The organism is Klebsiella sp. SWET4 (assembly GCF_024296565.1).
GTDB classification, from domain to species: domain Bacteria; phylum Pseudomonadota; class Gammaproteobacteria; order Enterobacterales; family Enterobacteriaceae; genus Klebsiella; species Klebsiella variicola.
Genome location: NZ_JANCOB010000001.1, coordinates 671,568 through 691,418, shown reverse-complemented (window position 1 = coordinate 691,418; position 19,851 = coordinate 671,568). Strand labels below are relative to the sequence as shown.

20 protein-coding genes and 1 pseudogene are annotated in these 19,851 nt (G+C 57.0%); 12 read left to right on the top strand and 9 right to left on the bottom strand.

The features are described from left to right. The first annotated feature begins 18 nt into the window (after window positions 1-18). Window positions 19-3,126 carry a beta-galactosidase gene (locus NKJ21_RS03585; protein ID WP_254732705.1) on the top strand — a complete coding sequence of 1,036 codons (3,108 nt, stop codon included), beginning with the start codon at window positions 19-21 and terminating at the stop codon, window positions 3,124-3,126. Between the two features lie 54 nt (window positions 3,127-3,180). Then, window positions 3,181-4,446: an MFS transporter gene (locus NKJ21_RS03580; protein WP_008804978.1), complete on the top strand. Its 1,266-nt coding sequence runs from the start codon at window positions 3,181-3,183 to the stop codon at window positions 4,444-4,446. 30 nt (window positions 4,447-4,476) lie between these two features. Here NKJ21_RS03580 and NKJ21_RS03575 read toward each other — a convergent pair whose 3' ends face one another. Beyond that, entirely contained in the window at window positions 4,477-5,565 is a 1,089-nt protein-coding gene (locus NKJ21_RS03575) for an AAA family ATPase (protein WP_023297578.1), read from the bottom strand. 86 nt (window positions 5,566-5,651) lie between these two features. Beyond that, window positions 5,652-5,912 carry a hypothetical protein gene (locus NKJ21_RS03570; protein WP_012968279.1) on the bottom strand — a complete coding sequence of 87 codons (261 nt, stop codon included), beginning with the start codon at window positions 5,910-5,912 and terminating at the stop codon, window positions 5,652-5,654. A gap of 294 nt (window positions 5,913-6,206) precedes the next feature. On the opposite strand from NKJ21_RS03570, the gene NKJ21_RS03565 reads away from it, so the two are divergent. Then, entirely contained in the window at window positions 6,207-7,067 is an 861-nt protein-coding gene (locus NKJ21_RS03565) for a class A beta-lactamase LEN-17 (protein WP_039103359.1), read from the top strand. Between the two features lie 17 nt (window positions 7,068-7,084). Here NKJ21_RS03565 and NKJ21_RS03560 read toward each other — a convergent pair whose 3' ends face one another. Beyond that, a complete protein-coding gene (locus tag NKJ21_RS03560; protein ID WP_008804982.1) occupies window positions 7,085-7,846 on the bottom strand; it encodes a DeoR/GlpR family DNA-binding transcription regulator in 762 nt (253 codons plus the stop codon). Between the two features lie 260 nt (window positions 7,847-8,106). Between NKJ21_RS03560 and ltnD the strand changes: the two genes are divergently transcribed. Genes ltnD through NKJ21_RS03535 form a run of 5 tightly spaced genes read left to right on the top strand, consistent with a single transcriptional unit; the run spans window position 8,107 to window position 13,108 of the window. Further along, the gene (ltnD, locus tag NKJ21_RS03555) at window positions 8,107-9,009 is read left to right on the top strand and encodes an L-threonate dehydrogenase (RefSeq protein ID WP_008804983.1); all 903 of its coding nucleotides are present in this window, start codon (window positions 8,107-8,109) and stop codon (window positions 9,007-9,009) included. An 11-nt stretch (window positions 9,010-9,020) separates the two neighbouring features. Beyond that, window positions 9,021-10,286, top strand: a complete 1,266-nt coding sequence (gene otnK, locus NKJ21_RS03550) for a 3-oxo-tetronate kinase (RefSeq protein ID WP_239270388.1) — start codon at window positions 9,021-9,023, stop codon at window positions 10,284-10,286. Continuing rightward, the gene (locus NKJ21_RS03545; protein ID WP_012541792.1) at window positions 10,279-10,899 is read left to right on the top strand and encodes an aldolase; all 621 of its coding nucleotides are present in this window, start codon (window positions 10,279-10,281) and stop codon (window positions 10,897-10,899) included. The genes otnK and NKJ21_RS03545 overlap by 8 nt, the downstream gene beginning before the upstream one ends. 4 nt (window positions 10,900-10,903) lie before the next feature. Beyond that, window positions 10,904-11,686: an HPr family phosphocarrier protein gene (locus NKJ21_RS03540; protein ID WP_022065599.1), complete on the top strand. Its 783-nt coding sequence runs from the start codon at window positions 10,904-10,906 to the stop codon at window positions 11,684-11,686. Between the two features lie 57 nt (window positions 11,687-11,743). After that, window positions 11,744-13,108, top strand: a complete 1,365-nt coding sequence (locus tag NKJ21_RS03535; RefSeq protein WP_008804987.1) for a GntP family transporter — start codon at window positions 11,744-11,746, stop codon at window positions 13,106-13,108. A gap of 48 nt (window positions 13,109-13,156) precedes the next feature. On the opposite strand, the gene NKJ21_RS03530 is transcribed toward NKJ21_RS03535, so the two are convergent. After that, window positions 13,157-14,056: a helix-turn-helix domain-containing protein gene (locus tag NKJ21_RS03530; protein ID WP_239270387.1), complete on the bottom strand. Its 900-nt coding sequence runs from the start codon at window positions 14,054-14,056 to the stop codon at window positions 13,157-13,159. A 329-nt stretch (window positions 14,057-14,385) separates the two neighbouring features. Between NKJ21_RS03530 and kbvR the strand changes: the two genes are divergently transcribed. Continuing rightward, window positions 14,386-14,976, top strand: a complete 591-nt coding sequence (kbvR, locus tag NKJ21_RS03525) for a LuxR family transcriptional regulator KbvR (protein ID WP_254732800.1) — start codon at window positions 14,386-14,388, stop codon at window positions 14,974-14,976. 28 nt (window positions 14,977-15,004) lie between these two features. Here kbvR and NKJ21_RS03520 read toward each other — a convergent pair whose 3' ends face one another. Continuing rightward, window positions 15,005-15,124: a small membrane protein gene (locus NKJ21_RS03520; RefSeq protein ID WP_239270421.1), complete on the bottom strand. Its 120-nt coding sequence runs from the start codon at window positions 15,122-15,124 to the stop codon at window positions 15,005-15,007. Window positions 15,125-15,526: 402 nt separating this feature from the next. Between NKJ21_RS03520 and NKJ21_RS03515 the strand changes: the two genes are divergently transcribed. After that, window positions 15,527-16,744, top strand: coding sequence for a diguanylate phosphodiesterase (locus tag NKJ21_RS03515; protein WP_110222754.1), 1,218 nt, complete (start codon window positions 15,527-15,529; stop codon window positions 16,742-16,744). A gap of 20 nt (window positions 16,745-16,764) precedes the next feature. Here the strand turns inward: NKJ21_RS03515 and NKJ21_RS03510 are convergent, their stop codons facing one another. From NKJ21_RS03510 to NKJ21_RS27745, 3 genes and pseudogenes are all read right to left on the bottom strand, one after another. Continuing rightward, window positions 16,765-17,277, bottom strand: coding sequence for a 2-oxo-tetronate isomerase (locus tag NKJ21_RS03510; RefSeq protein ID WP_012968286.1), 513 nt, complete (start codon window positions 17,275-17,277; stop codon window positions 16,765-16,767). Between the two features lie 167 nt (window positions 17,278-17,444). After that, window positions 17,445-17,918: an Hsp20 family protein gene (locus NKJ21_RS03505; protein ID WP_012968287.1), complete on the bottom strand. Its 474-nt coding sequence runs from the start codon at window positions 17,916-17,918 to the stop codon at window positions 17,445-17,447. A 453-nt stretch (window positions 17,919-18,371) separates the two neighbouring features. Beyond that, window positions 18,372-18,464, bottom strand: a pseudogene (locus NKJ21_RS27745) (hypothetical protein); the annotation flags it as partial. Here NKJ21_RS27745 and NKJ21_RS27695 point away from each other — a divergent pair. Both NKJ21_RS27695 and NKJ21_RS03495 read left to right on the top strand, forming a co-directional pair. Continuing rightward, on the top strand, window positions 18,424-18,519 hold the full coding sequence (locus NKJ21_RS27695; protein WP_272481883.1) for a YnaM/YnfT family protein: 96 nt from the start codon (window positions 18,424-18,426) through the stop codon (window positions 18,517-18,519). The pseudogene NKJ21_RS27745 and the gene NKJ21_RS27695 overlap by 41 nt on opposite strands. A gap of 428 nt (window positions 18,520-18,947) precedes the next feature. Further along, window positions 18,948-19,577 carry a helix-turn-helix transcriptional regulator gene (locus NKJ21_RS03495; RefSeq protein ID WP_012541798.1) on the top strand — a complete coding sequence of 210 codons (630 nt, stop codon included), beginning with the start codon at window positions 18,948-18,950 and terminating at the stop codon, window positions 19,575-19,577. Here NKJ21_RS03495 and NKJ21_RS27815 read toward each other — a convergent pair. Continuing rightward, window positions 19,574-19,696 (bottom strand): small membrane protein, encoded by a 123-nt coding sequence (locus NKJ21_RS27815; RefSeq protein WP_012541799.1) that lies wholly within the window; start codon window positions 19,694-19,696, stop codon window positions 19,574-19,576. The two genes, NKJ21_RS03495 and NKJ21_RS27815, sit on opposite strands and share 4 nt — an antisense overlap. Window positions 19,697-19,851 lie beyond the last annotated feature (155 nt).

The following is a 19,851-nucleotide window of genomic DNA, read 5'->3' as shown; positions in this document are numbered from 1 at the left end:
GACTTACCGGGGATTAAAATGCAAATTAGCGATACCGGCCACAGCAACATGCCCAACTTTGACGCCGTCCTCGCCCGTGAAGACTGGCAGAACCAGACCATTACCCACCTTAACCGCCTGCCGGCGCATCCCGCTTTCGCCAGCTGGCGCGATGAGCTTGCCGCCCGGGATAACCATCTCTCCACACGCCGTCGTCAGCTGGACGGCGAGTGGCAGTTCGTTTATGCCCGCAGCCCGTTTGCCGTTGATGCGCAGTGGCTGACGCAGGATCTGCCGGACAGCCGCGGCACGCCAGTGCCTTCCAACTGGCAGATGGAGGGCTATGACGCGCCGATCTACACCAACGTCCGCTATCCCATCGATACCACGCCACCGCGGGTGCCGGAGGATAACCCGACCGGCTGTTATTCCCTGCACTTTACGGTTGAGGACACATGGCGCGAGAACGGGCAAACGCAGATTATTTTCGATGGCGTCAACTCGGCGTTTCATCTGTGGTGCAATGGCGTCTGGGTCGGCTATTCGCAGGACAGTCGCCTGCCGGCAGCGTTCGATCTCAGCCCCTTCCTGCGCCCGGGCGACAACCGCCTGTGCGTGATGGTCATGCGCTGGAGCGCCGGCAGCTGGCTGGAAGACCAGGATATGTGGCGGATGAGCGGCATTTTCCGCTCGGTGTGGCTGCTGAATAAGCCGCAGCAACGGCTATGCGACGTGCAGTTGACGCCAGCCCTCGACGCCCTCTACCGCGATGGCACTCTGCAGGTCCAGGCGACCGTCGAAGCGACAGAGGCGGCCCTTGCCGGGCTCAGCGTCGGGGTTAGCCTGTGGCGTGGCGAGGAGCAGGTCGCCGCCGGGCGGCAGCCATTAGGCACCCCGGCGGTGGATGAACGCGGCCACTACGCGGAACGGGTCGATTTTGCTCTGGCGGTGACGGCGCCGGCGCACTGGAGCGCGGAAACTCCAAACTGTTATCGCGCCGTGGTCACCCTGTGGCGCGGCGACGAACTGCTGGAGGCCGAAGCATGGGACATCGGTTTTCGCCGTATCGAGATTGCCGATGGCCTGCTGCGTCTCAATGGCAAACCGCTGCTGATCCGCGGCGTTAACCGCCATGAGCATCATCATTTGCGCGGTCAGGTGGTCACCGAGGCGGATATGGTGCAGGACATTCTGTTGATGAAGCAGAACAACTTTAACGCCGTGCGCTGCTCGCACTACCCCAACGCGCCGCGCTGGTATGAACTCTGCAACCGCTACGGTCTGTACGTGGTCGATGAAGCTAATATTGAAACCCACGGGATGGTGCCGATGAATCGGCTGTCCGACGATCCGGCGTGGCTGCCAGCCTTCAGCGCCCGCGTCACCCGGATGGTACAGAGCAACCGCAACCATCCGTGCATTATCATCTGGTCGCTGGGCAACGAGTCCGGCGGCGGCGGCAACCACGAAGCGCTGTACCACTGGCTGAAACGCAACGACCCGAGCCGTCCGGTGCAGTACGAGGGCGGCGGCGCGGATACCACCGCCACCGATATTATCTGTCCGATGTACGCCCGCGTCGAACGCGACCAGCCGATCCCGGCGGTACCCAAATGGGGGATCAAAAAATGGATCAGCCTGCCCGGCGAGCAGCGGCCGCTGATCCTTTGCGAATATGCCCACGCGATGGGCAACAGCCTCGGCAACTTCGCCGATTACTGGCAGGCCTTCCGCGAGTATCCGCGGTTGCAGGGCGGGTTTATCTGGGACTGGGCCGATCAGGCGATCCGCAAAATCTTTGACGACGGCAGCGTCGGCTGGGCCTATGGCGGCGACTTTGGCGATAAGCCTAACGATCGCCAGTTCTGTATGAACGGTCTGGTGTTTCCCGATCGCACGCCGCATCCGTCGCTGGTGGAGGCGAAGCACGCCCAGCAGTATTTTCAGTTCACGCTGCTGTCGACCTCGCCGCTGCGGGTGCGCATCACCAGCGAATACCTGTTCCGTCCAACCGATAACGAAGTGGTGCGCTGGCAGGTGCAGTCGGCCGGTGAAACCCTGTATCACGGCAACCTGCCCCTTGCGCTGCCCCCTGAGGGCAGCGACGAGATAACGCTGCTCGACAGCCTGATCCTGCCTGAAGGCGCCCGCGCGGTGTGGCTGACGCTGGAGGTGACCCAGCCCCGGGCGACCGCCTGGTCAGAAGCGCAACACCGCGTCGCCTGGCAACAGTTTCCCCTGCCCGCCCCGCTGGCGCTGCCGGCGCCCACCGTGCCTGCCGGCGCTCCGGATCTTATCGTCAGCGACGAGGTCTGGCAGATCCGCGCCGGTTCGCAATGCTGGACCATCGATCGCCGGACGGGTCTGCTGAGCCGCTGGTCGGTTGGCGGTCAGGAGCAGCTGTTGACCCCCCTGCGTGACCAGTTTATTCGCGCGCCGCTCGACAACGACATCGGGGTCAGCGAAGTAGAGCGTATCGACCCCAACGCCTGGGTGGAGCGCTGGAAAAGCGCCGGCCTGTACGATCTTGAGGCGCACTGCGTCCAGTGCGATGCGCAGCGCCTGGCAAATGAAACCCTCGTCGACTGTCGCTGGCACTATCTGCGCGGCGAAGAGGTAGTGATTGTCAGCCACTGGCGCATGCACTTCACCGCGGACGGTACGCTGCGGCTGGCGGTGGACGGCGAACGGGCAGAAACCCTGCCGCCGCTGCCGCGGGTCGGGCTGCACTTCCAGGTGGCGGATCAGCAGGCGCCGGTGAGCTGGCTGGGGCTGGGGCCGCATGAGAACTACCCCGACCGGCGGAGCAGCGCCTGCTTCGCCCGCTGGGAGCAGCCGCTGGCGGCGATGACGACGCCCTACATCTTCCCGACGGAAAACGGCCTGCGCTGCGATACCCAGGCGCTGGACTGGGGACGCTGGCACGTCAGCGGGCATTTCCACTTCTCCGTTCAGCCGTGGAGTACCCGTCAGCTGATGGAGACCGACCACTGGCACAAGATGCAGGCCGAAGACGGCGTGTGGATCACCCTTGACGGCCTGCATATGGGGGTGGGCGGCGATGACTCCTGGACCCCCAGCGTGCTACCGCAGTGGCTCCTGAGTCAAACGCGCTGGCAGTACGAGGTCTCATTGCGTTGCCTTTAATCCGTGGGGGCGACAGCCCCCACCCTACAAACAGAATAACAAGGGATCATGGTGATGAAATTCTCTGAACTGGCGCCACGAGAACGGCATAATTTTGTCTATTTCCTGCTGTTCTTTTTCTTTTACTATTTCATTATGTCGGCCTACTTTCCGTTTTTTCCGGTGTGGCTGGCGGACGTTAACCATTTAACCAAGACGGAAACCGGGATCGTTTTCTCGTCTATTTCGTTATTCGCCATTATTTTTCAGCCGGTGTTTGGCCTGATGTCGGATAAGCTCGGCCTGCGCAAACATCTGCTGTGGACTATTACGGTGCTGTTAATTCTGTTCGCACCGTTCTTTATTTTCGTTTTTTCACCGCTGCTGCAAATGAATATTATCGCCGGGGCGCTGGCGGGCGGGATCTATCTGGGGATTGTTTTCTCCAGCGGCTCCGGGGCGGTGGAAGCCTATATCGAACGCGTCAGCCGGGCCAACCGCTTTGAATATGGCAAAGTGCGGGTCGCAGGCTGCGTCGGCTGGGCGCTGTGCGCCTCGATAACCGGCGTGCTGTTCGGCATCGATCCCAACATCACCTTCTGGATCGCCTCCGGTTTTGCGCTGGTGCTCGGTCTGCTGCTCTGGTTGTCGCGACCGGAAAGCAGCAACAGCGCCGAGGTTATCGAAGCGCTGGGCGCCAATCGCCAGGCCTTTTCGCTGCGCACGGCGGCAGAGCTGCTGCGTATGCCGCGCTTCTGGGGCTTTATCGTCTATGTGATCGGCGTCGCCAGCGTCTATGACGTGTTTGACCAGCAGTTTGCCAACTTTTTCAAAAGCTTTTTCGCCAGCCCGCAGCGTGGTACCGAAGTGTTTGGCTTTGTTACCACTGGCGGCGAGCTGCTCAACGCGCTAATTATGTTCTGCGCCCCGGCCATCGTTAACCGCATCGGCGCCAAAAACGCCCTGCTGACCGCGGGGATGATCATGTCGGTGCGTATTCTCGGGTCGTCTTTTGCCTCATCGGCGGTGGAGGTGGTGATCCTCAAGATGCTGCATATGTTTGAGATCCCCTTCCTGCTGGTCGGGACCTTTAAATATATCTCCTCCGCCTTTAACCCGCGGCTCTCGGCCACCCTGTTTCTGATCGGCTTTAACCTGTCGAAACAGCTTTCCGGGGTGGTGCTTTCCGCCTGGGTCGGCCGGATGTACGACACCGTCGGCTTCCATCAGGCTTATTTGATCCTCGGGTGTATCACCCTGAGCTTCACCCTGCTCTCGTTCTTTACCTTACGGGGCGGGAAAAATCTGCTGCCAGCAGCGGGGACGCAGACCCCCGCCTGACTCCGGCGCCCCCGTCAGGGACGACGGGATTCACTCGACAATCCGCGTCTCCCCGCCGCGATTCTCCAGGGCATAGCGCTGACAAGGCGCCCCGGCGGCAATCAGCTCCGCCAGCTCTGCCGAGTGGCTGGTCAGCCAGATCTGGCTGTAGCGCGAGGCCTCGATAATCAGCCGGGCCAGCGCGGGCAACATGTCGCGATGCAGGCTGTTCTCCGGTTCATTGATCGCCAGAAAGGCCGGCGGGCGCGGGCTGAGCAGCGCAACAGCGAGGCACAGAAAGCGCAGCGTACCGTCAGACATCTCCGCCGCCAGCAGCGGGCGGCGGATCCCCTCGCGACGCATTTTCAGGGCGAAACGTGACTGCTCGTTTTCACAGTAAAACTGGCAGCCAGGAAAGGCGTCGGCGAGGATCTCGTGCAAAATCTCTTCCGCGCCAATTTCGACAATGGTCTGAAAGGCGGCCGCCAGATTATGGCCATCGCTGTCGAGCACTGGCGAACGGTATCCCACGGCCGGCTGACGCAGCGGCGAATGGCGGCCGATGGCGAACTCATGGTAAAACCGCCAGCGGCGCAGGGTCTCCCGCACCCGCGACACCTCGGGAAAACGATGCGGTTCGCCGAGCTGACCGAACACCGACTCGTTTTCATAGATGCTCTCAGTGAACGTACTTTTCTCCCCCGTCACATCGACGAGAAACGCCGCCTGATTCTTACGCTGCAGTATGCGGGAGGAAGGCCGGCGGGAGTAGCCAGCCAGCCAGATATTCTCTTCTTTAACGATGGGATCGAGCATGAACTGCGTCGGATAGGGCAATTTTTCCGGGAAACCTATCTGCAGCTCATAATCGAAGCTGTCGGTCCGGCAGGCGATCTGCAACCGCCGGGGATGACGATCAACGGGCGAACGCTCCCCGGACCACATCATATTCTCCAGACCGCCCTCTTCGCTGATAAACCCCGACAGCTTGCCGTCAGCGGCGGCGGTCAGCAGGTGGATAGCGTTATAAATATTGGATTTGCCGCAGCCGTTGGGGCCGAAGACAATGTTCAGCGGCCCGAGCTCCAGCGCGATATCCCTGACCGAGCGAAAGTTTTGAATACGGATGTACTGAATCATCATGGGTCCTGCCCTGGAAATAGAAGGCTGCCACAGTAGCAGAGCGGCGCCAGGGATACCCTCTCACGCCCTCATTCGGGCAGGGTTTAACAGAACATTTTTTTCATTCCACGGGTCAGGGCGACCCGCGTCAGCTTGTCGCTATCCTGATGGGCTTCACTGAAGACGCCAAAATAATAGCGTTCATCGTCAATGGTTTGACTGACAATACGATAGCTCAGCGGTTGCCCGGATAGCGCACCGTACTGCGCAGGCGTCACCGAGACCTCGGTCGCGTCATCGGCGACGCTGACCAACAGCCCGTCGGCCTTACCTCCCACCAGCATGACCTTAATTATCGGGTGCACCAGTTCCTCCCGGGATGGCGTATATCATTGGCGAACCGCGGAGTCCGGCGGGCATTGTCGTCAACAAACGGCGCCAGCCTGAGTGCAGCATTACGTACTTTCTTATAGTTCATCGCGGCCTTGAGTCAAAAAATAGCGTGCTGAGGCTGGGCTAAATATTGATTATTCGAAATAAAAGATGACAAATGATGAAGGAAAAAAGAGGAATTGTGAATCAGCAAAACGCCGGGTTATTCTTATTTGTCGCTCCTTTGCTCGCCTTTATCGGCCCTCACTCAAGGAAGTATTGCGGTTATGCGTTATGTTCGCCTGTGTGTTATCTCCCTGTTAGCCACCCTGCCACTGGCGGTAGACGCCGGTCCACAGCCGCTTGAGCAGATTAAACAAAGCGAAAGCCAGCTGTCGGGCCGCGTGGGGATGGTGGAAATGGATCTGGCCAGCGGCCGCACGCTGGCGGCCTGGCGCGCCGATGAACGCTTTCCCATGGTGAGCACCTTTAAAGTGCTGCTGTGCGGCGCGGTGCTGGCGCGGGTGGATGCAGGGGTCGAACAACTGGATCGGCGGATCCACTACCGCCAGCAGGATCTGGTGGACTACTCCCCGGTCAGCGAAAAACACCTTACCGACGGGATGACGGTCGGCGAACTCTGCGCCGCCGCCATCACCCTGAGCGATAACAGCGCTGGCAATCTGCTGCTGGCCACCGTCGGCGGCCCCGCGGGATTAACTGCCTTTCTGCGCCAGATCGGTGACAACGTCACCCGTCTTGACCGCTGGGAAACGGCGCTGAATGAGGCGCTTCCCGGCGACGCGCGCGACACCACCACCCCGGCCAGCATGGCCGCCACGCTGCGCAAACTACTGACCGCGCAGCATCTGAGCGCCCGTTCGCAACAGCAACTCCTGCAGTGGATGGTGGACGATCGGGTTGCCGGCCCGCTGATCCGCGCCGTGCTGCCGCCGGGCTGGTTTATCGCCGACAAAACCGGGGCTGGCGAACGGGGTGCGCGCGGCATTGTCGCCCTGCTCGGCCCGGACGGCAAACCGGAGCGCATTGTGGTGATCTATCTGCGGGATACCCCGGCGAGTATGGCCGAGCGTAATCAACATATCGCCGGGATCGGCGCAGCGCTGATCGAGCACTGGCAACGCTAACCCGGCGGTACCGTGCGTTAGCCGGCCCGCAGCACCTCGCAGGCGTGCCGGGCGATATGACTGGCGGCGGCATCGGACAGATGCCGATCGGTAATAATAGTGGTGAACCGGGTCAAGGGTAACGCCATAAACGTGGCCACCTGATTGTATTTCGAACTGTCGCACAGCAGGATGCTTCTCGCGCTGACCTGGCTGACGGTCTCCTTGACGGTAACCTTGTTCTCATCAGGGGTGAAAATACCGCGGCTGTCCCAGCCGCTGGCGGAGATAAAGGCCGTATCGATAGCCAGGTGGCGTAACGTTCGCGCCGCCGATTCGCCCACGCAGGAGCGATTCTCCCGGCACAGCGTGCCGCCGGTGTGGATCACGCCGCACTGGCTGGCATCGATCAGCAGTTGGGTTATCTCAAAATCATTGGTCACCACCTGCAGATCATCCCGGTCGAGGATCGCCCGCGCCAGCGCCAGGGTAGTGGTCCCGGCATCGAGATAGATACAGCTGTTTTTGGCGATGTGACTCGCCGCCAGCGCGCCAATCGCCTGTTTCTCCTCGCTCTGCAGCGTGCTTTTCACCAGATGACTGGGTTCCGTGGCCAGCCGGCTGACGGCGCGCACGCCGCCTGAGACGCTGACCAGCAGCCCCTGTTCCTCCAGTTTACTGACGTCCCGACGGATGGTCATATGGGACACGCCGAGGATCTCCGTCAGCTCATTGATGCTTACCGCCCCACGCTGCTCCACCAGGGCTAAAATACGCTGATGTCGTTCTATTGGAATCACCGCTCTCCCCTTACCATTTTTTCACACCAGGCGTCACCACTCGGGCTGCGGACCTGGCGACACCCTGTGTTGTTATCGCGCTTTGCCGCTGTTTTTACGCTATTTTAGGGCAAGAATCGCCGTTGTGCAGCCTCTTTCCGCCTGTGAATTTTTTATATTCATGTAGATTATTCGTGATAGCTCTCATATAAATTCACATGATAACGCTTTATTCTATCATTAAATCACATTAATTAACGAATATTCACAAGGAGACCATCATGGCTGCACACACTAACGTCTGCGTGATTGGACTGGGTTCAATGGGCATGGGCGCCGCCCGCGCCTGCCTGCAGGCGGGCCTGAACACCTGGGGCGTTGACATCAACCCCGACAACTGTCGCGCACTGCTGGCGGCGGGCGCCAAAGGCGCGGGCCCCAGCGCGGTGCCTTTCGCCGCTGACCTGGATGCGGTCGTCTTGCTGGTGGTCAATGCCGCCCAGGTGCGGGGGATCCTGTTCGGCGAAACCGGCCTCGCCGCCCATCTGAAGCCCGGCACCGTCGTGATGGTGTCGTCCACCATCGCCTCCGCCGATGCCCAGGCGATAGCCGTGGCGCTGGCGGAATACCAGCTATTGATGCTTGACGCGCCGGTATCGGGCGGCGCAGTGAAAGCGGCCGCTGGCGACATGACGGTGATGGCCTCCGGAAGCGATGCCGCCTTTGCCCGCCTCGCGCCGGTACTGGACGCCGTGGCCGGCAAAGTCTACCGCATCGGCAGCGACATCGGCCTTGGCTCGACGGTAAAGATTATTCATCAGCTGCTGGCCGGGGTGCATATCGCTGTTGCCGCCGAAGCGATGGCGCTTGCCGCCCGCGCAGGGATCCCGCTGGAGACGATGTATGACGTGGTGACGCACGCGGCGGGTAATTCCTGGATGTTTGAGAATCGCATGCAGCACGTCCTGGATGGCGATTACTCGCCAAAATCCGCCGTCGATATTTTTGTCAAAGATCTCGGTCTGGTGAATGACACCGCCCGGGCGCTGACCTTCCCGCTGCCGCTCGCCACCACCGCGCTAAATATGTTCACCTCCGCCAGCAATGCCGGATTCGGCCGGGAAGATGACAGCGCGGTGATCAAGATTTTCAACGGCATCACTCTGCCGGGCCACAAACAGTGAGGAGAGATAACATGCAGCTTGGTGTCATTGCCGATGACTTCACCGGCGCCACGGATATCGCCAGCTTCCTCGTGCGCAACGGCATGCCGACGGTGCAATTGAATGGCGTGCCGACCCGCGATCTTCCGCTGACCAGCGAGGCGGTGGTCATCAGCCTGAAAACCCGCTCCTGCGCGGTGGAAATGGCCGTCAGCCAGTCGCTGGCCGCCCTGCGCTGGCTGCAGGCCCAGGGCTGTCAGCAATTCTACTTCAAGTACTGTTCCACGTTCGACAGCACCGCGCAGGGCAACATTGGCCCGGTGCTGGACGCCCTGCTGGCCGAGCTGGGTGAGACGCGGACGGTGATTTCCCCGGCGCTGCCGGTGAACGGCCGCACGGTCTATCAGGGGTATCTGTTTGTCGGCGAGCAACTGCTGAATGAGTCCGGGATGCGCCACCATCCGGTGACGCCGATGGAGGATGCGCACCTGGGCCGCTTAATTGAGCGCCAGGGGCGCGGAAAAGCCGCGCTGATTGCCTGGCCGATTGTCGCCCGGGGGCCGGAGGCGGTCGCCACCGCGCTGGCGACAATCAGCGATCTGGCGGTGCGCTATGTGGTGCTCGACGCCCTCAGTGAACAGGATTTGCTCACCCAGGGCGTGGCGCTGCGAGAGATGAAGCTGGTCTCCGGCGGTTCAGGTCTCGCCATCGGCCTCGCCCGCGACTGGGCACAGCGTCATGGCGCCAGGGGTGAAAGCGCTCAGGCAGGCATGCCGCTGACCGGCCCGGCGGTGGTGCTCTCGGGCTCCTGCTCGGTGATGACCAACAGCCAGGTGGCGGCCTATCGTGAACAGGCCCCCGCCCGCGCCGTCGACTTAAGCGCCTGCTTTACCGATCTGGAGAGCTACGTCAGGACGCTGACTGACTGGGTGGACGCGCAGCGCGATGCGCCGCTGGCGCCGATGATCTATGCCACCACCGAGCCGCAAACGCTGCAGCGGATCCAGGCGCAGTATGGCGATAAGGCCAGTAGCGAACGGGTGGAACAGCTGTTTGCCGCCCTTGCCGCCGCCCTGAAGGCGAAAGGATTTACCCGGTTTATTGTGGCCGGAGGGGAAACATCGAGCATTGTGGCGCAGACGCTGGGGGTCGAGGCGTTCCATATTGGGCCGACCATCTCCCCCGGCGTGCCCTGGGTGCGTGACACCCGCCAGCCGCTCTCCCTGGCGCTGAAGTCAGGTAACTTCGGCGATATCCACTTCTTTGCCCGTGCCCAGCAGGAGTTTCGTCATGACTGAGCAACAGCTGCGAGATGAAATGGTGCAGATTGGCGCCTCGTTGTTTAGCCGCGGCTATGCCACCGGCTCCGCCGGCAATCTGTCGCTGCTGCTGCCGGACGGCAATCTGCTGGCGACGCCGACCGGCTCCTGCCTGGGCGAACTGCAGGCGCAGCGGTTGTCGGTGGTGACGCTGCAAGGTGAATGGATCTCCGGCGACAAACCGTCGAAAGAGGTCACTTTTCACCGGGCGGTCTATTTGCACAACCCGGCCTGCAAGGCGATCGTCCACTTGCACAGCCACTATCTGACCGCGCTCTCCTGCCTGCAGGGGCTCGATCCGCACAACTGTATTCGTCCCTTTACCCCCTATGTGGTGATGCGTGTCGGCGACGTCCCGGTGGTTCCCTACTACCGGCCGGGCGATGACCGTATTGCCCAGGCGCTGGCCGGTCTGGCGCCCCGCTATAACGCCTTTTTACTGGCCAACCACGGTCCGGTGGTCACCGGCTCATCGCTGCGGGAAGCCACCAACAATACCGAAGAGCTGGAAGAGACCGCGCGGCTGATATTTACCCTCGGCAACCGTGAGATCCGCTACCTGACCACTGACGAAGTGGATGAACTGAGATAAAACCATGCCAAAATTTGCTGCTAATTTAACCATGCTGTTTACCGAACTGCCGTTCCTGGACCGGTTCGCCGCCGCTGCCCGCGCGGGTTTTGAAGCCGTGGAGTTTCTGTTTCCCTATGAGTATGAGGCCGGAGAAATTAAACAGCGCCTGCAGGAGAACCAGCTGCAGCTGGTGCTGTTCAATACCCCACCCGGCGACGTCAACGCCGGAGAATGGGGGCTCGCCGCGGTGCCAGGCAGAAGCGCCGAGGCCCGCCAGCAGATCCAGCTGGCGCTGGAGTACGCCTGCCAGCTGGATTGCCCGCAGGTGCATATCATGGCCGGCGTGGTACAGCCGGGGATGGATCGCGCAGCCTGCGAGGCCGTGCTTATCGATAATCTGCGCTACGCGGCGGAGTGCTTTGCCCGCCACGACAAGCGGATACTCATCGAAGCGCTGAATCCCCAGACCAAACCGGGCTATCTCTACCACAGCCAATATCAAACGCTGGAGATGGTGAAACGGGTCGACAGGCCGAACGTCGCGGTGCAGTTAGATCTGTTTCACGCGCAGAAGGTGGACGGCAATTTAAGCCATCTCATTACCGAATATGCCGGCCAGTATCGCCATATTCAGATTGCCTCCCTGCCCGACCGTCATGAACCGGATGAGGGCGAAATAAACTATCCGTGGCTCTATGCGCTACTGGATAAAACCGGTTATGACGGCTGGATCGGCTGCGAATATATCCCCCGAGCAGACACGCTTTCCGGGCTGGGGTGGTTCTCGCCCTACCGGAAAAAATAAACACCGTTTTCTAAAAAAATAACTCTCTGTACACCTGTTAATACCCGAGGCAAACCTATGTCGACATCGGCGCTGTTACTTATTGCGTTAGCCAGCGTAGTGCTGTTGCTCCTGTTGGTGATCAAAGCGAAAGCGCATCCTTTTGTGGCGCTCCTGATCGTCAGCCTGCTGGTGGCATTCGCCACCGGTATTCCGGCAGATAAAATTATTACCACCATTGAAAAAGGCATGGGCGGCCTGCTTGGTCACATCGCCAGCATTATTATTCTGGGCTCAATGCTGGGGGTGCTGATTGAAATGTCCGGCGGCGCCGAATCGCTGGCGAAAACGTTGACCGGCGTACTGGGCGCAAAACGGACCATTGCCGCCTTAACCATCGTGGCTTTTATTCTCGGCACGCCGGTCTTTTTTGAAGTCGGCTTTATCATCATCATTCCGTTAATTTACGGCTTCAGCAAAGTCGCCCACGTGTCGCCGCTGAAGTTTGGCCTGCCGATGGCAGGAGTGATGTTAACCGTGCACGTCGCGCTGCCCACCCATCCTGGCGCAGCGGCCGCGGCAGGCATTCTGCATAGCGATGTGGGCTGGCTGATGCTGGCGGGGATTGGAGTATCGATAGTCGTTGGTATCGTGGGTTATTTTGTCGCCCGGTTTATCAATCGGCGCCATTATCATCTGTCGATTAACGTGCTGGAACAGCAGCAAACAGCTGAAGTGCCAGACCTCTCCGTTAACGCGCAGCAGACCCGTCTGCCGCCGCCAAATGCGCTGGTTATCGGTGGACTGATCGTGGTGCCCATTATGCTGATTGTTTCCGGGACGCTGTGTCAGGCACTGCTGCTGCCGGAAAACGCGGTTCGCCAGCTGATGACCGTCATTGGTACCCCACCGGTCGCCCTGTTGATCTCCCTGGGCCTGGCCAGCTGGACGCTGGGCATCCGTCGGCGGATGAGCCTGAAAAAGCTGGGCGAAGTCACCGGCAGCGCGATCCCCTCGTCGGCGGATGTGATCCTCGTCGCCGGCGCCGGCGGCGCCTTTGGCGGCGTACTGGTCGCCTCCGGCATCGGCAATGCCTTAGCCGAGGCGCTGGAGACAATTCATCTGCCGCTGATGCCCGCCGCCTTCCTGCTCTCGCTGGTACTCCGGGCCTCGCAGGGCTCGGCCACCGTGGCGATCCTCACCACCTCCGGTCTGCTGTCTCAGGCGGTCATCGGGCTGGATCCGATTCAGCTGGTGCTGGTAACGCTGGCGACTTGCTTCGGCTCGCTCGGGTTATCGCACGTCAACGATGCCGGGTTCTGGGTCGTCACGCGCTATCTCGGGCTCTCAGTGCCGGACGGGTTAAAAACCTGGACCGTATTGACGACCATCATGGGGGTGACGGGCTTTCTGATCACCTGGCTGCTGTGGTTTGTGTTGTGATATTCGTGAAAGGTGGCCACCGGGCCACCTTTATTTGTCATTTGTCAGTTAGCCGGGCGCTGGCCGCGCTGTCACCTCACCAGACAGCGTCACCGGAATAAAATAGCGTACGCGATAGCGCCTTTCCGCCGCTGGCCCACCTTCCGTATGACGCTCGAGAAAGCATTCAATGTCGACTCCCTCCCGGCGGCTTGCTCCCAGCGCTGGCAGCAACTCCATATACAGATCGCTGGATAAACGGGCGTAACGCGCCCAACTGCCATAGAATTCAACGCCAACATACAGCCCAGGCCTTGTCGTCAACGTGCTGTTCGTCGTCAGCGCGGGCAGCGCCCCTCGCTCCCGATGACAACCGACAAAAGCGTTAACCTCGACGTTAAGCTCATTGTTTCTCGCCGCATAATAATCGGATAACACAGAGAGACGGCCACCGCCGGCGGTAAAAAAACGGTCAACCTTTTGTCTGACAGCCGTCTTCGACGTGCTTTGCAATACCATATCCGACAGGCGCAGCTCATACTTCATTTGAGAGCCACGATAGACCCTCTCGGGCAGTGAACAGAAACGGGCCTGAGGCAGGCTCTCACCCTCCGGGTCGAATTTCTTTAACAGCAAAGCCGTGTCCCAGTGCACGGCGCAACGGTATTCCCGTGGCGAGAGCGAGAAGCGCTTCTTAAACTCCCGGGAAAAGGTCTGCGGCGAGTCATAGCTTAACTGCCAGGCAATGGCGGCGATCGGTTGCCGTGTTAATCGCAGACTCACCGCAGCGATGGTCAACCGCCGCAGCCGGATATACTGCCCGATGGGTAACTGACCATACTGATAAAACACCTCATAGACAAACCGCCGCGAATACCCCATATACTGCGCCAGGTCATCGATAGACGGGTTACAGTAGATATTATCTTCCAGCCACGCCAGCATTTTTAAATAGAGCATCTGCTTCATAGATACCGCATACTTCCTGTAGTCTTATCCTCCTCTAATTTTAACAACAGGCGGCGGACAGCACTAAGCTTTTTATGCACGGCAAAAATAAAAAAATAATTATCAGTGAAAAACCTAACAGACATATGTTTAACGTTTTGTTTATTAGGAGCTTTCGTATGCTCACCTGCCGTTATCCCACTTTCTCCAGCGAATATTGCATTAGTGTAAAACATCCCTTAGATTATCTCGTCTAAAAATATTCGGCGCATTACCATTATATGTTTTAATTTATCCTGATATCATTTTAATACCCAACAGGGAAGTTATATGACGAATTTTTTTTCAATATAAAAAATCACTATCTGCGGGTCGCGATTGCCGAACTGGTCAATGAAACGATGCAGGCGTGCGAGCGATCGCATTATCAGTTTTCTCAGCAATGGAAGCCGGCGTCGATTGCACAAGCCGATGTCATATTCACGGAAATGGTGGCGGGAGAATGGTACTTATGCCATGAACTTTTACAGCACGCTACAGAGAATTATCAACTTTTTATTTTCCTGAATGATGAAGAGGTTACCGTCATCGATCACTTACCCAACTGTTTTAAGCATGCGGTATTTATACACCCGCACACCGCCGTTCATCTTCTTAAGGAGGTGATAGGTCATGCAATTCAACGCCCCTTAACGGAACAGCATGGCTCTCCCTTTAATCGTCTGCGTCGCTGCATAAATTGTCCCTGTAAGTCATTGAGCGACGCGCAAACCAAAGTCATCTACGCGTTCAGCATTGGCCTGAGTCCGCATGAAGTTGCCACTGTACTAAAAATTAGTCACAAAACGATCCATTCGCATAAAAAGAACATTATGAATAAGTTCCATTTAAAGAGTCGTCAGCAATTCAACAATCTTGTCCAGATACTCGCCAGACGTTAACCTCGTAAAATATTATTATGCTAACTCATTATCTTCTGGAACGGAAGAAATAACGTCTTTTACGCCTCTCTTTAATATAGGAAATACCGCTCCACAAAGAAATAATGGGGCAAAAAATCAAGCATAAAACAATAAGCAAATCACCCATGACAACCTCGAAAAATAAAAAGAATTTGATTGGCATAGATAATATTGACCTCATATTATCCATGCAAGCTCATTTCTTTTTTTCCAGAACACGTCATAGCGTGGTAGGATAATTCCTGACAGCCATTATTTAATCGCTAAGTTCAGTCTCCGCCCCCGAGTTTTAGAAGAAATGTATGGCCTGTTATTGTCTTTTAGCAACGATAGTGAGAAAAAGATAGCTAAACATCCGATTCCCTGTAGAGTGGAGGGAATCACCATGTGAATCTCCCGTTCCGCGTAGCGGACATCACGGTTGGTTGAATGTCAGAAAATGCTGGCCTCCTCCTTGAGGGTATGGCCCTACCTCCCTATTTTCGCTCTGTACAGGCCATCGGGCTCTGCTACAGCGAACGGAATGACTATGCTAACCACCTTGATTTACCGCAGCCAGGTTGATCCTGCCTGGCCACTGATCGATCTTGACGCCCTTATTCATCGCGCCAGCGGGAAAAATATGCCCCTCGGGATAACCGGCATTCTGCTGTTTAATGGCCAGCAGTTTTTCCAGGTACTGGAAGGAAATGAGGAGATCCTCGAGTCGTTATTCAGCAAAATACAATTCGACCCACGACATCGCGATGTGGTGGAGCTGATGCGCGACTACTCGGCCTATCGCCGTTTTCGGGACGTCGGTATGCGGATGTTGGATCTCCGCTATCATGAGAATGATGCTGCGGTAGAAGAGATCCTGCGCTTCAGCACCTTTGGTGAAACTGAGCCGATCAATGACCGCATGTTCAGACTGATTAGCGCCTTTATCGCCGACGGCGGGCGCTATTGCCTGCCCGAGTCTCTGCAGCCTTCTCGCTGGTCGATGACTCCCGCAGTGGGCAATGCCTCGCCGCGCAACCTGACGGATCAGCCCTGCCAGTTCGCCCTGCAGGCCATCGTCGAGCCGGCCAAAAGGCGGGTCTCTTCCTTTGAAGCCCTGATCCGCAGCCCAACCGGCGGCTCACCCGTGGAAATGTTTGCCGCCATTGCGGCGGAAGATCGCTACCGTTTCGACCTTGAGAGCAAAGCGTTTGCCTTCTCTCTCGCCGCCCGCCTTCCGCTCGGCAAACAGCAGCTGGCGGTCAACCTGCTGCCAGGCTCGCTGTATAACCATCCTGACGCCGTAGGCTGGCTGATGGACAACCTGCTGGCGGCAGGTCTCAGGCCAGAACAGGTCTTGATCGAGGTGACTGAAACGGAGGTTATCTCCTGTTTCGACCAGTTCCGCAAAGTTCTCAAAGCGCTGCGCGTGGCCGGCATGAAGCTGGCCATCGACGATTTTGGCGCCGGTTACTCCGGTCTGTCGCTCCTGACCCGCTTTCAGCCTGATAAAATCAAAGTGGATGCGGAGCTGGTGCGCGATATTCATATTAGCGGCACCAAACAGGCGATTGTCGCCTCGGTCGTGCGCTGCTGTGAAGATCTCGGCATCACCGTGGTCGCCGAGGGCGTCGAAACCATTGAGGAGTGGTGCTGGCTGCAGTCGGTAGGCATTCGCCTGTTTCAGGGATTTCTCTTTTCCCGCCCCTGCCTTAACGGCATCGGGGAGATCTGCTGGCCGGTAGCGCGCCAGGCAACGGACCTGTAAGGACGCGCACCCGGGCATCGTCATTGCCAGTGGGCAAGCTTTTCGCTCAGTGCCGCCAGGGCATATCGTACCGCTTTCGCCACCACGGTCTCACAGTCGCCGGCAAAGCACATCCGTTTGGTTTCAGTCTGGCCGCGAAAATTCCAGGCAAACCATACCGTGCCGGCGGGGGTACCATCTTCCCCGCCCTCCGGTCCCGCGTAGCCGCTGATGGCGATGGCGATATCGGCGTCAGCCATTGCCAGAATACCGGTCGACATCTCCTGGACGCACGCTTCGCTGACGGCGCTGTGTACCGCCAGGGTTTCCGCACGAACCTGCAGCACGTTTCGTTTGGCTTCATCGCTGAAAGTGACGACGCCGGTATCATAAAACGCCGCGGTATCCGCCTGAGCACAGAGCGCCGCCGCCAGATTGCCCCCGGTGCAGGACTCTGCCGTGGTTAGCCGCCAGCCCCGCGCAACCAGCATCTGAGCCACTTCCGCCGTCAGCGCTGAGGTCGGTTTTGCATCGTAACTCATCTCGTCTGTCATTCAGACCCCTCGCAAAATATCAAAGGAATAACAGCAGCATCGCGCCAGTTAAAAGAATAGCATATCGATTTCTCTCGTCGGCAGTAGACCGATCGCGTCAGTTCGGGTGGAAAAATAAAGGCCCGCTGCGCGGGCCTTAGCGAATACTCGTCTGAACTGTCGCCGAATCAGACCTTGTGTTCAATCACCCGGCCGTGACTCTCAATGGCAATTTTGCGCGGTTTTTCGCTTTCCGGGATCTCCTGATGGATAGTCACCTTTAAGATCCCACTATCCAGCTGTGCCTGATTAATCTGTGCATGTTCAGGAAGCGAGAAACTCAGCTGGAAATCAGCGCGGCGGATGCCTTTATATATCCAGCGCTGGCTACCGTCGGTCCCGGAATCAGTTTCTGCACGTTTGCCGGTAATATGCAGATTACCGCCGACGGTCTCTATTTCCAGTTCCTCATCTTTCCAGCCGGGCACGCTGACGCTGAGCAGGAAATTACTGTCATCTATTTTCTGCAAATCATAGGCCGGCAAGGCGCCCACCGGCGTATCGCCAGTTAACTGGCTGAAAAGACGGTCAATGCGGTTGAAACGATCGGCAAAAAGCGAATCAGCGAAAACAGGGAGTGCTGACAAGGTTTTGAGTGCCATAATTAACCTCCTGAATATCCATTCAAAAGCTCAACATAAAGGCAAGCATTGCTTGTCCGCTATATAAAATAATATCTGCAGTGCATTTTTCAAGAGCGAAAATAAAATTTTTTATCACTCGCCACAGGAAAAAATAACCAGGCCGGGTGGCAGAGTGGCCCCCGCCCGACGGCGGGGGCAGTGGCGCTTCTGAGTCCCATAACTGATGCTGTTTAACATTCAATAAACAGAAGCGACATGTATATATAACTTGTTCAAAGGGATGTCAACGCCCGGACCGCGCCACCATCCCCACCGTCCGTTTTGCCCTTTACGACTGCAGAGATAAGCGCGTTCCTCACCAGCGGCTCGCTCCGCCGCCCGAGGCGCGCTGACAAGCCATTACCTTGCTGGCATCAGCCGGCAAACCCTGACGGAAAAATAGTCAGCCCTGCAAGGAACCTTTCTCTCCGTCCCGTGCCTAATAACCTGCATACGCACTTTCTGAGGCACCACCATGACCGGTATTTTTATCTCCACCACCCTGTTCGCCCTCTTCGCGTCGATGTTGCTCGGCCTGGGGATGGTCTGGAAAGGCATTTCCAACAACCCCGATAACTGATTCTTTTGTACGCCGTTGCTGTTCACCCTCCGCAGCGGCGGGACAATACCTCGCTCCCTTTTTGTCAAAGACAACTCCTGGCTTCGCTCAGGCGCGATCTCATCGAGGATCCGCGCCTGCACAACGTATTTTTGAAATAGCAATTCACACAGTGAATAAATTACTTTGATTAATATATTTGAGACCAGAATTAACGCATGCAATATAAGCAATTTAAGCAGTTTGTGCCAAATTGCCGACAACTTCTATGCGACTCATATACGTAACTCACTGATTTTAAAAATCTTATATCATCCACACAGCAATAAGTCCAATTTTGGACTTATTGCTTTTGTTTGTTATTAGAAATATCCTAAGACCATATTCGCAAAACAAATTTGCTTCAAAGAATTTTATCAACCTTAATCCATTTCGCGTTCATCATCACTATGCCTGATTTTTTAATTAACACTGAAAATATTTATCTGAAACGGGGAATTTGCGAGCTACTGATCGAGATCGCAATCGAAGAAAATATCTGTACGCCCTTTTCCCTTCACGAATATTCATCTGACATCATTAGCCAGACTGATGTGCTTTTTACGGAAATGGAAACCGGTGAACATTACCTGTGTCACCCGTACTTCAAGAAGATACCGCAACAGACGCCTGTCTTTGTTTTTGTCCCCAGCGACAGCTGTGCCCGGGTTGACCGTTTGCCGCTTTGTCTGCGTGATGCCTGTTTTATCAGTATCAACGCCGATCTCCGCAGCATTAAAAAGCAAATTGCAAACCGTCTGACGGCATTAAGTAAACCCGTCGCTGGGGGGGCGGAAAAAGACAGCAGACGCTGCCTTAAATGCCCGCGACTAACATTGACCAAATCGCAGCTTTATATTATCGATGCGATAAAAACGGGAATGAACAATCAACAGATAGCGCAAGAGCTGGGCATCAGCCATAAGACGGTTTTTTCACACAAAATAAACATCATGAAAAAATTCCAGATTGATACTAAGCAAGAGCTGGCGCGATTCTCGGCCATCGCTCTTGCGCTATCCTCAATAGCAACCCATTAACGCCGGGTTTTGTTAAAACGCATCTTAAGCTTCCTTCTGTCTTTAACATATGACAGACCACAAAATAATGATGTTAACAATAACACCACCGCCAGGGCTAATAGCAGAAAATTACTCATACACGACCTTTTCAGAGATAAAGATGATTATCAAATAATACGGGGTATAAGTTTTCAAAAACAACTATCCCTCAGCCATTTCAGATTAAGGTAAGACCTTGTGCGATAATTCTGAAAATGAATAAAGCTGAAGAAATTATTTTTATTATTACGCG